The following is a 15,072-nucleotide window of genomic DNA, read 5'->3' as shown; positions in this document are numbered from 1 at the left end:
TCCGGTGCCGCTGGCCGGGAGTTGCGTATCTCCTGGCGTCTGGCTGGGAGGTCCGGTGGCTGGTGTGTCGTGGCCGCGTGCCCTGTTCGCGGGGGTGGCGTTGGCGGTTGGTGTGTCGCTTGCGGCTGTGGCGCCGGGTGGGGTGCATGCGGCGCCGCCTGCTGCGCGGTCTGGTGCGGTTGCTGGTGATGCGGGGCCGCAGGCTCCGGCTGATCAGGTGAGCGCGATGCGCAAGGCGCATCTGTCCAAGCAGCGGGTCGAGATCGTGTCGCAGCGCACGGAGAGCTCGCAGACGTTCGCGGAGCCGGACGGCACGATCACAAAGGAGGCGACGCCGCGGCCGGCGCGGGTGCATGCCTCGGATGGGTCGTGGGCGGCTGTCGATACGTCGCTGACTCATGATGCCAACGGTGCGGTGGTTCCCGCGTCGACCTCGGCCGGGTTGCGGTTTTCGGCGGGCGGCGATGGGCCGATGGCCACGATCAGTTCGGCGGGCAAGTCGTTGTCGTTGCAGTGGCCGCACGGCAGTCTGCCGGCGCCGACGTTGGATGGTTCGTCGGCGATCTACGCCGACGTGCTGCCGGGGGTGGATCTGCGGTTGTCGGCGATGGTCGACGGATTCTCCGAGGTGCTGGTGGTCAAGACGCGGGAGGCGGCCGATAACCCGGATCTGGCGAGCCTGCAGATGGGTTTGGCTGTTGACGGGGTCAGCGTGTCGATGACCGAGTCGGGTGTGCTCACGGCGGTCGACGCAGCCGGCGCGACGGTGTTCGGTGCACCGTCGGCACTGATGTGGGACTCCTCGGATCCCTCGGCGCCGGTTGCGGACGTGGCCAAGCATGCTGCGGCGCCTGCCTCGGCGCGCACGGCACGCGTCGACACCGCCTTGAACGATGGGGGAGACGGGCTGACGCTGATCCCCGATCCGGGCATGTTGTCCGATCCCGACACCGTGTTCCCGGTGTTCGTCGATCCGGATGTGTCGACGTCGATCTCGGCGTGGACATATGTGGACAACCAGTTCGCCGACCAGGCATACATGTCCAGCAAGGGCCGCAGCGACGCGCCGGCTGGGCGGTACCTGGCCACCAACGGCGGCGAGTACATCCAACGCTCGTACATCATGTTCAAGTTCGGTGCGAGTCTGGCCAACACGAAGGTGGTGAAGGCGGAGTTCCGCGCCTATTCGCACTACCAGTGGAACAGCACACCGACCTATCACCAGGTGCAGTCGTGGACGACCGCGGCGCCGACGACCGCCACCACGTGGAACAACCAGCCGGGCCACGTCACCTATGTCGGGGCGCACAACGTCAAGGCCGGTACGTGGGTCGGGTTTGATGCCACCGCCGCGGTGCAGCACGCCGCGGACGGGGACTGGAAGCATCTGGCGTTCGAACTGCGCGCGGTCGACGAGAGCACTGTGCAGACCCGTGAAACCTATTCGATGAGCGACAGCACCCAGCCGAAGCTTGCGGTGACCATCGATCGCCAGCCCAACACCCCGACCGGGTTGAAGATGTCGCCGTGTTACAAGGCATGTTCGGCGCCGGCGATCGTGTCGTCGAAGTACCCGGCGATGTATGCGTCGGTGTCGGACCCCGACGGCGGCAACCTGAAGGTCGTCCAGATCGAGGTGTACACGGCTGACGGTGCGACGAAGGCGTCGTACACCTACAACACGTTGACCAACATCAAGTCCGGCAGCTCGATCAAGTGGACCTCACCCAGCCCCCGCAACCTGACCTCGGGCTACAAGTGGCATGCACGGGCCTGCGACGCTGACAGCTGGTGCAGCGGCTGGTCCTCCTGGTTCAACTTCTCCGTCGACACCGACAACCCGACTACACCGACGGTGAGTTCGACCGATTATCCGGCATTGGTGGCCGGTAGCGAGGTGTGGTCCGGCGGTGTCGGCCAGGCGGGGACGTTTGAGTTTGGTCCCCATGGCGCGACCGGGGTGGTGGAGTATCGGTGGTCGTTGGATCGTACGCCGCCGGGAACGGAGGTGGCGGCGACCAACAACGTGGCGTCTGTCAGTGTCACTCCCGCGACCGATGGGGTGCATCGGCTGTACGTGCAAAGCGTTGACAGCGCCGGGAACGTGTCGGAGATCTTCGAGTACGAGTTCGGTGTGCAGCCGGCGCCGGGCAACGCAGGGTATTGGACCTTCGACGAGGGTGCCGGAACCACGGCTGGGGACATGTCGTCGGCCGGGCACACAGCCACGTTGAACAACGGGGTCGGCTGGGTGCCGGGGCATGTCGACGGCGGCTCTGCGATCGCCTTGGATGGCACGGATCAGTATGCGAGCACCGACACCGCGGTGATCGACACTACTGGTGGTTCGGCGGGCGGCGGGTTCAGCGTCTCGGCGTGGGTTTATCTGGACGACAACTCTCGCTATCACACGGTGCTGGCACAAGATGGCGCCCAGTCGTCGGCGTTCTATCTGCAGTACCGGTCGGCTCCCGACGGCGACTGCTGGGCGTTCGGGATGCGCGATGCCGACACGGCCGATGGGGTGACGACGGTGGCGTTGTCACACGACAAGGCGTGGCTGCAGGAGTGGACGCATCTGGTGGGTGTCTACGACGCGGTCAACCACCAGCTTCGGTTGTATGTCAACGGAGTGCTGCAGCCTGACCATCCTGACTTCTCCAGCCCGATCGCGTCGACCAGCCCGCTCAACATCGGTCGGGGCCTGCACGGTGGCCAGATCGGCTGGTACTGGCAGGGGCAGCTGGACAACGTGCGGGTGTATCAACGGGTGCTGTCCGACAACGAGATCTACTACCAGGCGCACGAAGCGGACTTCGATGAGTCGGTGAGCAACTGAGCCGACGTCAGAGCATGACTGATCGAGTGTGGGGGCGCCGGTGGGCGCCGTGACCGGTGTGGGAGGACGCGGTGGCGTCGGTGATGGACAGCACGAGTGAACAAATGCGGGGTGGCCGCAGATGGAGGCAATTGCAGCGGCGGCGTGGCAGGCAGTCGTTGTTCGCCGGTGTCGGGTCGTTGGTGATGCTGGCTTCGACGTTGGTGGCAGGGCCGGCATTGGCGGCTCCCAACAACGCTCAGGCGCCAAAGCCGAAGCTGGCGCCGTCGTTGCCGGTGCACGACGTTCCGGCCTCGCGGGGACGTGTGTCCGGTGATTCTGCGAAGCACGAGGTCCATGGCGCGCCCGCCGTCTCGTGGCCGAAAGCGGCCCGCACGCGGCTGACGGTGTCGACCGCGGCGAAGAAGTCAGCCACGACGGTCCCGGTAACCGTCGGCCCGTCGAAGGCGACCGGTGCACGAGCGGCAAAGCAGAGCACGCCGTCGCAGGTGGACGTCCGGATACTGGGGCACAAGACTTCGCAGCAGTTGGCTGGTAGCGAGTCGGTGGCGTTCACCGTCGCGGGTGCTGATGGCGCGTCCGGGCAGGTGCGGGTGTCGATGGACTACTCGTCGTTTGCCCAGGGGGCCGGTGCCGGGTACGGGTCGCGGCTGCGGCTGGTGCGGCTGCCGGCGTGTGCGTTGACGACCCCGGACAAGCCGAAGTGCACAGTAGCCACGGTGCTGCCGACCGACAACGACACGGACCGTTCGATGTTGTCGGCGACGGTGACGCTTGACGGGTCGCCGACGGTGCTGGCCGCGACGGCGGGGACTGCCGGCGGCACCGGGGACGCGGCGGCAACACCATTGGCTCCGTCGGCGTCCTGGCAGGTCTCGGCGCAGACCGGTGCGTTCTCCTGGTCGTACCCGATCAGCGTGCCCTCTCCGGGCTTGGGTCCGGAGCCTGACTTGGCGCTGTCGTACAACTCGCAGACGGTTGACGGTCGGACCTCGGCGACCAACAACCAGCCGTCCTGGATCGGTGACGGTTGGGATCTGTGGTCGGGGTTCATTCAGCGCAACTACAAGGTGTGTGCTCAGGACCAGAACGACGGCGCGAACAACGGCGACAAGAAGACCTCGGATCAGTGCTGGGGCGGCGACTCGGTCACCATGTCGCTCAATGGCCAGGCGACTGTCCTGGTCAAGGACGGCGATTCGGGTGCGTGGCGGCCGCAGCAGGATGACGGGTCGCGGATCGAGCATCTGACCGGCGCCACCAACGGCGACAACGACGGCGAGTACTGGCGGGTGACCACCGTCGATGGCACCCAGTACTACTTCGGCCGCAACCGGCTGCCCGGCTGGTCGTCGGGTGATGCGGTGACCAACTCGACGTGGACGCTGCCGGTGTTCGGTAACGATCCCGGCGATCCGTGCCACGCGTCGGCGTTCGCTGACTCGTCGTGTGATCAGGCGTGGCGGTGGAACCTGGACTACGCGGTCGATGTCAACGGCAACGCGATCTCCTACAAGTACCACGCCGAGACCGGCTACTACGGCATGAACAGCGACGCCGCCAAAAAGACTGCCTACAACCCGGGCGGGTCGTTGGCCGAGGTTGACTACGGCTACCGCGACGGGCACGCCTACGACACCGATCCGGCCGCGAAGGTCGTGTTCACCACCGCGGACCGGTGCGCGCCGGGCACGACCTGCGACACCGATCATCCATCGTCGTGGCCGGACACCCCGTGGGACCAGTCGTGTCTGACCGACACCTGTACCGACAAGTACGCGCCGGTGTTTTTCACCCGCAAGCGGCTGACCACGATCACTACGAAGATCCGCTCGGGATCCGGCTACGCCAACGTCGACCAGTGGACGCTGGGTCAGTCGTTCCTGGACACCGGGGACAACGACGCGAAGCCGTTGTGGCTCAAGTCGATCACCCACACCGGCCTGCACGGCGGCACCGCGGCACTCCCGGCAGTCACCTTCGACGGCACCCAGATGGCCAACCGGGTCGACACCACCACCGACGGACTCTCCGCACTCAACCGGTACCGGCTGACCGGCATCGTCAACGAGACCGGTGCGGTCACCACGATCGGCTACTCGCAGCCGCAGTGCATCCAGGGCACCACGATGCCCTCGTCCGGGGACAGCAACACCTTGCGGTGTCAGCCGAGTTACTGGTATCCGCCGGGCGAGGACAAGCGGCTGGACTACTTCCACAAGTATGTGGTGACCGAGGTCCGCACCCACGACTCGACCGGCGGGTCGGACGATCTGGACACCACCTACGACTATCAGGGCGACGCCGCCTGGCATTACGACACCAACGGGCTGATGCCGAAGGCGATGCGCACCTGGTCACAGTGGCGCGGCTACTCCTCCGTGGTCGTCCGCAGCGGCAGCGCCTCCGGCGTGCGATCGCAGGTCAAGCACCTGTATCTGCGGGGTATGGACGGCGACCATCAGGCCGACGGGTCGACCCGGTCGGTGTCGGTCACCGACTCGCAGGGCGGCACGATCACCGACTCGCCGCAGTACCAGGGCTTCGAACGAGAACAGCTCACCTACGACAAGGCTGGCGGCTCGCCGATCACCGATGTGATCAGCAGCCCCTGGGCCCGCGGCCCGACCGCAACCCAAAGCCTGGGCGGGCTGACGACCAAGGCGTGGATGTCCAACACCGGCAGCGTGGTGACTCGCAGCCTGTTGTCCGACGGCAGCTGGGGCGAGAAACGCACCTCCAGCAGCTTCAACAACGACGGTCTGGTCGTGCAGGTCGACGACCGCGCCGACACCAGCACCGCCGCGGACAACAAATGCACCCGCACCACCTACACCGCCCGCAACACCAGCAAGTGGATCCTGAACCGGCCGGCGGAGGTGGAAACCGACGCCGTCGGTTGTGACTCGACCGCGACCCCCGATCAGGTCCTGTCTCATGTGCGGACCTACTACGACTCGGCGGCGTTGGGCGCGAAGGTGAGTGTCGGGAACCCGACCAAGGCCGAAGCGCTCAACAGCTGGAACGGCAGCACTGCGGTGTATGCGACGGCCACGACCACCAGCTATGACAGCTACGGTCGGCCGACCGCGGTCACCGATGCGCTGGGGCACACGACCACCACCAGCTACACGCCCGCCACCGGGGCCCCGGTCACCGGAACGACGGTCACCGACGCCCTCGGCAACGCGACCACCGACACGCTCGATCCGGCGACCGGGCAGACGTTGTCCAGTGTGGACGCCAACGGGCGGCGTACCGACCAGACCTACGACCCGCTGGGCCGGCTGACCGCGGTGTGGCTGCCGGGCCGGACCAAGGGCACCGACGATGCCAACGTCACCTATAGCTATCAGATCAACAAGGACGCCGTCAGTGTGGTGACGAGCAAGACGCTGGCCTACGAGACGATCAGCAACACGACCAATTACGTCACCAGCTACGCCCTGTACGACTCGCTGGACCGGCCACGGCAGACCCAGACCCCGGCACCCGGCGGCGGCCGGATGATCACCGACACGCTCTACGACTCCACCGGACAGACCGCGGTGGCCTCGCAGCCCTGGTACAACGACCAGAGCCCCTCAGCAACGCTCGTCGGCGTCGACGGGCGACCCGAAACGTATGCCGAGACCGCGTTCGTCTACGACGGCACGGGCCGCCAGACCGCCGCGATCTTCAAGCAGCAGGGCGACGAGAGGTGGCGCACCACCACCGCCTACCCGGGCGCCGACCGCACCGACGTGACCCCGCCGGCCGGCGGCACCGCCACCACCACCCTGGTCGACGCCCGCGGCCAGGCCACCGAACTGCGCCAGTACCACAACCCGACTCCGACCGGCGCCTACGACGCCACGACCTACACCTACACGCCCGGCGGCGACCTGGCGAGCGTGACCGATCCGGCCGGCAACGCCTGGCGCTACAGCTACGACACCCGCGGCTACCGGACCAAGAGCGTCGACCCGGACACCGGCACCACCACCAGCACCTACAACAACCTCGGGCAGCTCACCTCCACCACCGACGCCCGCGACATCACGATCGCGTACAGCTACGACGAGATCGGCCGGAAGACCGGCGAGTATCAGGACTCTGTCGACGGCACGCAACTCGTGTCCTGGACCTACGACACCCTGGCAGGCGGCAAGGGCCTGCCCACCGCGGCAACCCGCTACGTCAACGGAGACGCCTACACCACCGCCGTGACCGGCTACGACGCCGGCGGGCGCCCCACCGGCATGTCGGTAACGATCCCCTCGTCGCAGGGGGCGTTGGCCGGCACCTACACCGACACGTTGTCCTACAACCCGGATGGGTCGCTGAAGGCGACCACCCTGCCCGCGGTCGGCGGTTTGAAGAAGGAAGCCGTCGCCCCCATGTACGACAAGCTCGGCATGGCCACCGGGTTGGGCAGCGGGCTGGGCATCTACGTCTTCTCCGCCACCTACGACCACGACGGCAGCCTAGCCCAGCTGGTCAACGGCGACTACGACCATCGCATCAGCCGCGACTACACCCACGACCCGGCCACCGGACGGCTCACCAACGCCGACGCCATCCGCGTCGGATCCACCACCGTCACCAACACCAGCTACAGCTACGATCCGGCCGGCAACATCACCTCGACCGTCGACAACCCCGACGGTTCACCCACCACCCAATGCTTCGACTACGACTACCTGGACCGGCTCACCGATGCCTGGACGCCCAAACCGTCCGGTGTGGACGGTGACACCCCCGGCAGCTGCGGCACCCTGCCCGCCTCCACCGACCAACTCGGCGGCACCGGCGCCTACTGGCACACCTACACCTACGACCTGACCGGCAACCGCACCCAACTAACCGAACACATCGCCGGCGGAGACACCACCGTGGTCTCCGACTACCCGAACCCCGGCGCCGCTCAGCCGCACACGCTGCAGTCGACCACCACCACCTCCAGCGTCGGCAACGGATCCACCGCCGTCGAACAGAACACCTACGCCTACGACCCGGCGGGCAATACCACCGCCCGCAGCCGCGGCGGTAATACCCAAACCATCGACTGGAACCTCGACGGCAGTCTCGCTGCCCTCCACGACGGCGACCAACAGACCAGCTACCTCTACGACGCCGGCGGCAGCCAGCTGATCCGCCACGACCCCGACGGGACGGCGACCCTGTGGCTTCCCGACGGCACCGAGCTCCGGGCCGACACCGCGGGCACCGTGACCGGGACCCGCTACTACAGCTTCGGCGGCGCCACCATCGGGGTCCGCACCCCGGCCGGGGTCACCTGGTTGATCGCCGATCAGGTCGGCACCGACAGCGTTCAGGTCGACGCGACGACGCGGAACGCCACCTACCGCTACACCGACCCATTCGGCACCGCCCGCAGCACCCTGCCCGACTGGATCGGCGACCACGGCTTCGTCGGCGGCATCACCAACGCCGACACCGGCCTGACCACCCTCGGCGCCAGGCAGTACGACCCGGACACCGGCCGGTTCATCTCCGCCGACCCGATCGCGGATCCTTCTGATCCGCAGCAACTCAACGGCTACGCGTACGCCAACAACAGCCCCATCACCCACGCCGACCCCAGCGGACAGCTCCTCAACGCCGTTGGCAGCACCGCGTTCGCCACCGACGAACAGTACGAGCGGTTCATGGACGGCTACACCGGTGGCACAGCATGGCGCCGCGACTACTACCCGCTCAACCGCGCGTATGAAGCTGACCCGAAAGCGCATCACCGCAACGAGACCCGAGATCACAGCACCCTGGACTTTCTCGGATACATGCCGTACGTCGGGGTTATTGCCGACGGAGCGAACGCCGTTTGGTACCTGTCCGAAGGACAGTGGAAGAACGCCGCGATCTCCGGCGGATCCATGCTCATCGGCCTGATCCCCGGCGGGAAACTCCTCAAACTTGCCGGCAAAGCCGTCCTCAAGGGCGGCGAAAAGCTCATTGCGAAGGCTGTCGCAAAGACGGTCGAGAAAGAAGTAGGAAAAACCGTCGAAAAGGCGGCAACCAAGGATGCTGCAAAAACGGTGACCAAGGACGCTGAAAAAGCAGCAGACAAATCAGCGAAACCGCCATCGAAGCGCCCCTCCAAGGGTCCCGGGGATGGGCCGAAGAAAGACCCGGGATCTTCAGTCAATTCTGTTGGCGGTAGGAAGAACTGTGTTTCGTGTGCTATCGCTGGCGACTCTACCTTGGCAGGAAACCCTGCAAGTGCGATCAAGCTAAGCCCGGACGCGCCATTTCCCAACGGATTGCAGTCAATCGTGGACTATGCTGGTCAGAACATGTATCAGGTCAGCGGCAGAGCTGCGATCGAGGCTCAACTGCTGGCGGCAGGTGACGGAGCTAGGGGTATCGTGTACGGTACGCGCGGCACCTCCGCCCATGTATGGAATGCTATCGTTCAGCGTGGGCGAGTTAACTTCCCAGACTTTCAGACTGGGAAGGGAGCGAATTGGTCTGGATTTAAGTGGTTCGGATTTGTTAGGACAAACTAACATATGATCTTTCAAGACGCCTATGTTGCGGCGCAATGCTTGCTCGACTCGACTGTCCGCATGACTCATAATTTGGAGATCGTGATTGGCGAATGTATCGAATATCCAAATGCCTGGGTATTTGGCTACAATACTCGCAGATTCTTAGAGGATCACGATCTTATGTCGTCGATGGTAGGAAACGGGCCAGTGGTTGTTTTAAAAGACGGCAGCAGGCAGCCGTTTCTTGGTGATACAAGCTGTCCGATCGGGGAACAAATCGAAGGGCTGTAGGGTGGTTTCAAGCATTGGATGCATCACCGATCTGTGAAGTGCGGATTGATATTTCTTTGGGCGGTATGACTGATGGGAATAGATGTGGCGCTAAGGGCGTGTCTCACATGGCTGAGGTCTGATCTGGTGAGATGATCATCCATTGTGGATGATCGACTGCCGAAGCGGCTTGTTCCGGACGGGTTGTGGGAGATCGCGGCGCCGTTGCTGCCGGTGCCGAAGTGCCGCCCTCAGGGCGGTGGGATGCGTCTGTTCGATGACCGGGCGGTGTTCACCGCGATCGTGTACGTACTGACTTCCGGGTGTGCTTGGCGGCATCTGCCGGCCGAGTTCGCGGTCACCGCACCGACAACGCATCGGCGGTTTCAGACCGGAACCCGGGCCGGGGTGTGGCGGCGGCTGCCACTCCTTCACCGGCAACACACACCCGTCGAAATGGCCGACGGAACTACCAAGCCAATCAGCAAGGCCGAAATCGGCGACAAGATTCTCAATGCCGAACCCGATGAAAACCAGGATGATTATCGTCGCGTCGACGGCATCATCGTAACGACTGCTGGCCGAAACTTTATTGTACTCACAATAAAGACGTTTCATGGTCCCGTGAGGCTGACTACGACTGGTCACCATCGATTCTGGGAGGCCGGAAGCCATCATTGGGTGGAGGCGCTGCGCCTGGAGGTTGGGGACCGGCTCCGATCGGAATCTGGGCAGGTACGTCGGATTATTGGCATCCGTGCGTACATCTCGAGCGCCGTAACGACCAGCTGCACACCTATTACGTGAATGCGGGTAATGCGTCGGTACTGGTCCATAATTGCCCGCGGGCGGCGGAGCGCAGTCCGCGGCAGCTAACGAGGGCCGGAGCTTCCAATGTGAAGAGAGGACGACCGTTCGGTACCACCTTCTACAAGAGTAGATCGGATGGGACGTGGTGGACTAAGGATCGTAAAGGGAGACGGCGGTTCGGCATTGAAAGTTTATCGTGAGACGAAGAAGGTCTGGTGCGGGAGCACGACGCGGATCAGTATGGAAACTATATTGACGATAAGTGGAAGAGTTCGAAGGGGAAGTTCATCCCTTGGTCAAGTCTTCACGGCGGTGCGTAATGATCTCATCAGCGAGTGAATTCTTGAGCTTGCGTTATACCTCAGATCCGCGTTACTATGAGCGTGCAGCCCATGATACTGCCGACCTGCGCACTTGGTTAGACATCAACGGAAGATATCCCGAACCGAGGAAGCGGCTAGCAAATAACAAGAATGTTCCGTTGGAAGTCCTTTCTGTGCTGGCGGCAGATCCGGATCCAGGTGTCCGCCATATGGTTGCAACGAAGAGAAAGTTGTCGGCGGAAATAATTGAGCGGCTCGCGATGGACAAGGACGACTCGGTAAGACTGCAGATAGCCCGACATTCCAATGCATCAACGTCTGTGCTAGCAACTCTTGCTTCAGGCGATTGGGAGATGGTGGCTGACGCGGCGCGCGAACGTCTCGCTTCGTTCGAGGATGGCAATCAGTCATGATCAAGACTTTCTTGATGTGGTCGCGTTCGAATTGAGCGGCTGGTCCTGACAAGCGCTGAGTTGGCTGAAAACCACCGTTTCGGTGACGATATTGATGTGCTCTTCTCTAGTTATTCGCGGAGGAGGCATTGGTCGATGTGAAAGGGTGGGAGTGGGATGCGTCAGTTGGCGCTGGGGACTGCGGTGGCTGCGGTGGCTGCGGTGGCTATGAGTGGTTGTGGTTCTGACAAGCCGGCCAGGATTAGTTTGGCGGGGTTTGACAAGAAGCCTTGTGGGATTGCTTCGGTGGATGAGGTCAGCAAGGCGTTGGCTACGGAGTACAAGCGGTGGAGGTTGACGCCGGAGAAGAAGGCCGTCGCGCATCCTTCGGAATGTTCGTACCAGGCGACGGGATCGGGTCAGGTTGATGGCGGGGCGCTGGTGATCACTCATGGCTGGGGCCACAACTCGGATGTGATGTACAAGAGTTGCCTGCAGATGGGTGGGAAGCGGGTGAAGCTCGCCCAGGGCGCGTGCGAGGACAAGGGCTTCCCGACGGTCGACATTCGCGTCGGGCCGACCGACTACCTGCACATCGATGCTCAGTACTACCGCAAGGGGAGGAACTATCCCGACACCGCGTTCAACCCCATGGCCGACCAGGCGGCACGCTACTTCGTGACCCGGTTGGACCTGTCGAAGTAGTCCGGCCTGTTTGCTTCCCGCCTCGGGGTGTCGCTCGGGCGGGACGAGGGACCGGCACGAGGACTGCAGCGGCCCGCCCAACATCCCATGTCGGCGTCTGCTTGCGGTTGCAGCGGCGCCCAGGTGCTGAGGAGTTGCGCCGTGCCCTCCATCGGTGGTTCCGTGACCTGGAGCCTTGCGCCGAGTTCTGATCGCCGAGGCTCAGCGCGGCCTCGTGGCCGAGCGTCGCGTGCCTCGCCGAGTTGATGGTCGAGGATCTGTCCTGAGCGTCGACCACGGCCCCTGCAGCGTCCGCATCGACGCCAATGTCGAGCATGCCGATGCTGGTCGCGCTGGCGGTGTCGGGTCGACTACTCGGGCGATCAGCGGCGGTGCGAGTAGGTGGCGCCGAGCACGAACGCCAGTACCAGGGTGAACAGCCAGCCGAGGGCGATCGAGACGCTCACGACGGCCGCCGGACGAGCAGGGCGGCGGTGCGCGCGTAGAAGACCCTGATCGGCGCGTCGGTGTCGTCGGTCGGGACCACGCGCAGGTAGACGGCGCCCTCGACCAGCGCCGGCAGCGCCGAGACGACCAGCGCCCACCAGCAGCCGTGGCCGTGGATGCCGGCGGTCGGGCAGATGAAGACGTGGTCGCCGGGTTGCGGTTGGTCCGCGCCACGGCCCGTTTCGCGCGCGTTCGCGGTCACGGCCGGCACCGCCGTTCCACCCGCGCGCCGCCGTCGATGACGTACTCGCGGCGGATCTCGCGCGGCGACTCCGGATAGAAGCCCACCAGGTACGAGTGGCCCGGCGGCCAGGCGTCGTCCACCCGGATCACCTGGTACCAGCGCGATCGGTAGGTGAACTGGTCGCCGGCCCGAGCGGTACTGATACTCATCGGCTCAGGTCCCGCACCAGCAGGCCCGACAGCCGCACGTAGAAGGTACGCACGGTGGCATGACCGTCGACGTCCTCGGTGCGACAGACACGAACGTACGCGTGGCCGGGTACGAGTCCGTCGGTGCTGGACACCAGCAGCGCCCAGAAGGAGCCGTGCCCGTGCACGCCGGCCGCGGGTGAGATGAACACTTCGGAGCCTGCTGGGGGAGTCTTGGCGGTGCGGTGGGCCGTGGAGCGCGTCATTGGCCGGGGCCTCCGTTTCCGGTCAGGGCACCCATTGCTGCTCGCCAGCGACAGGTGTCTGTTCTGTGGGCTACCGGCTACCGTACGCGACCTATACCTACCTGTCCATGGTGCCCTACACCTGTCTCAGCGATGATGCAGGCCAGCACGCCTGTCTAGCGTTGGGTCATGACCCTGGATCCGGACATCAGTACGCCGCTCTGGCGGCAGTTGGTCGATGTGCTGGTTGCTCGGATCGAGGACGGGACGTACCACAAGGGCGGCCGGCTTCCGTCCGAAGTCAGTCTTCAGCAGGAGTTCGGGGTGGCCCGCGGCACGGTAAGGCATGCCCTGCAACATCTCGTCGCCGAAGGCATCGCAGAGACGACCAACGGCAAGGGAACCTACGTCAGATCGTAGACACATGGTCGGCGGGTGTGATGGCCGCTCAGTACTCGGCGGCCGCGGAGCAATTGCCACAGGAAAATTGGCTTGAGCGGGGCAGCGAGGTCGATCAAGCATCGCTTCGCTGGGACCGGCTGTCGGCGGAAGCGCTGAAGCCGGCCGACAGCATCAAGCTCCTCAGACAGCTAGCGAGGGAACTGCGCGATGGGTGAGATCCACTGGCGGAAGTCGAGCCGGTCCAGCGGCAGTGCTGGCTCCAACTGCGTCGAGGTGGGTAGCGGGGCGGGGCCGGTGTTGGTGCGGGACACCAAGGACCGGGACGGCGGGACGCTGAGCGTGTCGCCGCAGGCGTTCCGGGAGTTCGTCGACGCGGTCAAGTCGAAGTTCTAGGGACCGGCCTGCGCCGGGCCGACCCTCAGACCGCGCCGATCGTGAGGGTGGCGAGGACCTGGCGGCAGGCCGTACGGATCAGGGTCGGGTGTTGGTCCCATTGGCAGCCGACCTGTACCAGGAATCGGCCGGTGAACACGAAGGTCGCGTCGTAACGCAGGGTGTCGTCGCCGTCCGGCTGGTTGATGCGCTGTTGGTACGCCGGTAGGCCCGCGACCGTGGCCCGCGTCGGCTCGCTTGCCCGGGTCGCGTGCACCTTGCCCGCCCAGTCGTGGATCTGCCGCCGCTTGCGGGCGTCGGACCAGCGGTCGCTGTCGGCGGACAGCACGTAGGACTCGACGAAGATGACGTCGAGCCCCTCCGGCTCGCCGGACGGGACGCGCCACTGTGCGTCGCCGTGCGGGGTCAGCGGCACCAGGATGGTGTAGTCGTGGGCGCTGCGGAACCCGGTCGGCGTTCGGAACGTCACCGTCGTTGGCGGCGGCGCCGTCGAGGCTGCGGTGGGTGCCTGGCGGGGCGCGGTGCCGCAGCCGGTGAGCAGCAGCACGGCCGTCCCGAGCAGTGCCACCAAGGTCCGCATCACCAGACCAGTTTCCGCCACGTTGGCAACCGGACGCGGTGTGCACGGCCGCCCACCGACCGGGCGCGGCCGGCGGGAACCGGTGGCGGATAGGGTGGTGCGGTGCGTCTGCTCATTGCGGTTTGTCAGGTCGACTACATCGGGCGGTTGACCGCCCACCTGCCGATGGCGCCGCGGCTGATCCTGGTGAAGGCGGACGGCTCGGTGTCGGTGCACGCCGACGACCGGGCGTACAAGCCGCTCAACTGGATGAGCCCGCCGTGCCACCTGACCGAGGAGCCCGGCCTGTGGCGGGTGATCAACAAGTCGGGTGAGGAACTGCGCATCACCATCGACGAGGTGTTGCACGACTCCGAGCACGCCCTCGGCAAGGATCCCGGCCTGCAGAAGGACGGCGTCGAGGCGCACCTGCAGGAGCTTTTGGCCGAGCACCCGGACACCTTCGGCGCCGGCTTCACCCTGGTACGCCGGGAGTACCCGACGGCGATCGGCCCGGTCGACCTGATGTGCCGGGACGCGTCCGGCGCGTCGGTGGCGGTGGAGATCAAGCGGCGCGGCGAGATCGACGGCGTCGAGCAGCTCACCCGCTACCTGGAACTGCTCAACCGCGACCCGCTGCTCGCCCCGGTCGCCGGCATCTTCGCCGCGCAGGAGATCAAGCCGCAGGCCAAGGTGCTCGCCACCGACCGCGGCATCCGCTGCGTCACCGTCGACTACCACAAGCTGCGCGGCATCGGCTCGGACGAACTCACCCTCTTCTGACC

General features: G+C 65.2%; 14 protein-coding genes. 10 read left to right on the top strand and 4 right to left on the bottom strand.

Translation table 11 applies throughout. The features are described from left to right. Positions 1–55: 55 nt before the first annotated feature. The 6 genes from Athai_RS17490 to Athai_RS17465 all read left to right on the top strand — a co-directional run bounded on the left by Athai_RS17490 (position 56) and on the right by Athai_RS17465 (position 11,830). On the top strand, positions 56–2,839 hold the full coding sequence (locus Athai_RS17490; RefSeq protein WP_203962467.1) for a LamG-like jellyroll fold domain-containing protein: 2,784 nt from the start codon (positions 56–58) through the stop codon (positions 2,837–2,839). A gap of 71 nt (positions 2,840–2,910) precedes the next feature. Next, a complete protein-coding gene (locus Athai_RS17485; protein ID WP_203962466.1) occupies positions 2,911–9,348 on the top strand; it encodes an RHS repeat-associated core domain-containing protein in 6,438 nt (2,145 codons plus the stop codon). 3 nt (positions 9,349–9,351) lie between these two features. Further along, entirely contained in the window at positions 9,352–9,621 is a 270-nt protein-coding gene (locus Athai_RS17480; protein ID WP_203962465.1) for a YrhB domain-containing protein, read from the top strand. A 144-nt stretch (positions 9,622–9,765) separates the two neighbouring features. Continuing rightward, positions 9,766–10,407 (top strand): transposase, encoded by a 642-nt coding sequence (locus tag Athai_RS17475; protein WP_203962464.1) that lies wholly within the window; start codon positions 9,766–9,768, stop codon positions 10,405–10,407. 265 nt (positions 10,408–10,672) lie between these two features. Beyond that, complete coding sequence (locus tag Athai_RS17470) at positions 10,673–11,146, top strand: hypothetical protein (RefSeq protein ID WP_203962463.1); 474 nt, start codon at positions 10,673–10,675, stop codon at positions 11,144–11,146. Positions 11,147–11,302: 156 nt separating this feature from the next. Beyond that, positions 11,303–11,830, top strand: a complete 528-nt coding sequence (locus Athai_RS17465) for a hypothetical protein (protein ID WP_203962462.1) — start codon at positions 11,303–11,305, stop codon at positions 11,828–11,830. A gap of 442 nt (positions 11,831–12,272) precedes the next feature. Here the strand turns inward: Athai_RS17465 and Athai_RS17460 are convergent, their stop codons facing one another. From Athai_RS17460 to Athai_RS17450, 3 genes are read right to left on the bottom strand one after another with little or no spacing between them, the layout of a single operon-like run. After that, positions 12,273–12,518, bottom strand: a complete 246-nt coding sequence (locus Athai_RS17460) for a hypothetical protein (protein WP_203962461.1) — start codon at positions 12,516–12,518, stop codon at positions 12,273–12,275. Beyond that, entirely contained in the window at positions 12,515–12,709 is a 195-nt protein-coding gene (locus Athai_RS17455) for a hypothetical protein (protein WP_203962460.1), read from the bottom strand. Before Athai_RS17455 ends, Athai_RS17460 begins: the two co-directional genes overlap by 4 nt. After that, on the bottom strand, positions 12,706–12,954 hold the full coding sequence (locus tag Athai_RS17450) for a hypothetical protein (protein WP_203962459.1): 249 nt from the start codon (positions 12,952–12,954) through the stop codon (positions 12,706–12,708). The genes Athai_RS17455 and Athai_RS17450 overlap by 4 nt, the downstream gene beginning before the upstream one ends. 168 nt (positions 12,955–13,122) lie before the next feature. On the opposite strand from Athai_RS17450, the gene Athai_RS17445 reads away from it, so the two are divergent. From Athai_RS17445 to Athai_RS17435, 3 genes are read left to right on the top strand one after another with little or no spacing between them, the layout of a single operon-like run. Continuing rightward, on the top strand, positions 13,123–13,353 hold the full coding sequence (locus Athai_RS17445) for a GntR family transcriptional regulator (RefSeq protein WP_203962458.1): 231 nt from the start codon (positions 13,123–13,125) through the stop codon (positions 13,351–13,353). A 20-nt stretch (positions 13,354–13,373) separates the two neighbouring features. Continuing rightward, a complete protein-coding gene (locus Athai_RS17440; protein ID WP_203962457.1) occupies positions 13,374–13,550 on the top strand; it encodes a hypothetical protein in 177 nt (58 codons plus the stop codon). Continuing rightward, on the top strand, positions 13,543–13,728 hold the full coding sequence (locus Athai_RS17435; RefSeq protein ID WP_203962456.1) for a DUF397 domain-containing protein: 186 nt from the start codon (positions 13,543–13,545) through the stop codon (positions 13,726–13,728). Before Athai_RS17440 ends, Athai_RS17435 begins: the two co-directional genes overlap by 8 nt. A gap of 25 nt (positions 13,729–13,753) precedes the next feature. Here the strand turns inward: Athai_RS17435 and Athai_RS17430 are convergent, their stop codons facing one another. After that, positions 13,754–14,311: a hypothetical protein gene (locus tag Athai_RS17430; RefSeq protein ID WP_203962455.1), complete on the bottom strand. Its 558-nt coding sequence runs from the start codon at positions 14,309–14,311 to the stop codon at positions 13,754–13,756. A gap of 99 nt (positions 14,312–14,410) precedes the next feature. Here Athai_RS17430 and nucS point away from each other — a divergent pair, with 99 nt between their 5' ends. Next, the gene (gene nucS, locus Athai_RS17425) at positions 14,411–15,070 is read left to right on the top strand and encodes an endonuclease NucS (protein WP_203962454.1); all 660 of its coding nucleotides are present in this window, start codon (positions 14,411–14,413) and stop codon (positions 15,068–15,070) included. The last annotated feature ends 2 nt before the right edge of the window (positions 15,071–15,072 follow it).

The sequence above is a fragment of the Actinocatenispora thailandica genome (assembly GCF_016865425.1).
Taxonomy (GTDB): Bacteria; Actinomycetota; Actinomycetes; order Mycobacteriales; family Micromonosporaceae; genus Actinocatenispora; species Actinocatenispora thailandica.
This window is presented reverse-complemented; position numbering and strand designations above follow the sequence as displayed.

Bases quoted from the DNA above. Each gene is read 5' to 3' on its own strand.
- Athai_RS17480 (WP_203962465.1), top strand. From the start codon at position 9,352: ATGATCTTTCAAGACGCCTATGTTGCGGCGCAATGCTTGCTCGACTCG.
- Athai_RS17465 (WP_203962462.1), top strand. From the start codon at position 11,303: ATGCGTCAGTTGGCGCTGGGGACTGCGGTGGCTGCGGTGGCTGCGGTG.
- Athai_RS17455 (WP_203962460.1), bottom strand. From the start codon at position 12,709: ATGAGTATCAGTACCGCTCGGGCCGGCGACCAGTTCACCTACCGATCG.
- Athai_RS17450 (WP_203962459.1), bottom strand. From the start codon at position 12,954: ATGACGCGCTCCACGGCCCACCGCACCGCCAAGACTCCCCCAGCAGGC.
- Athai_RS17445 (WP_203962458.1), top strand. From the start codon at position 13,123: ATGACCCTGGATCCGGACATCAGTACGCCGCTCTGGCGGCAGTTGGTC.
- Athai_RS17440 (WP_203962457.1), top strand. From the start codon at position 13,374: ATGGCCGCTCAGTACTCGGCGGCCGCGGAGCAATTGCCACAGGAAAAT.
- Athai_RS17435 (WP_203962456.1), top strand. From the start codon at position 13,543: ATGGGTGAGATCCACTGGCGGAAGTCGAGCCGGTCCAGCGGCAGTGCT.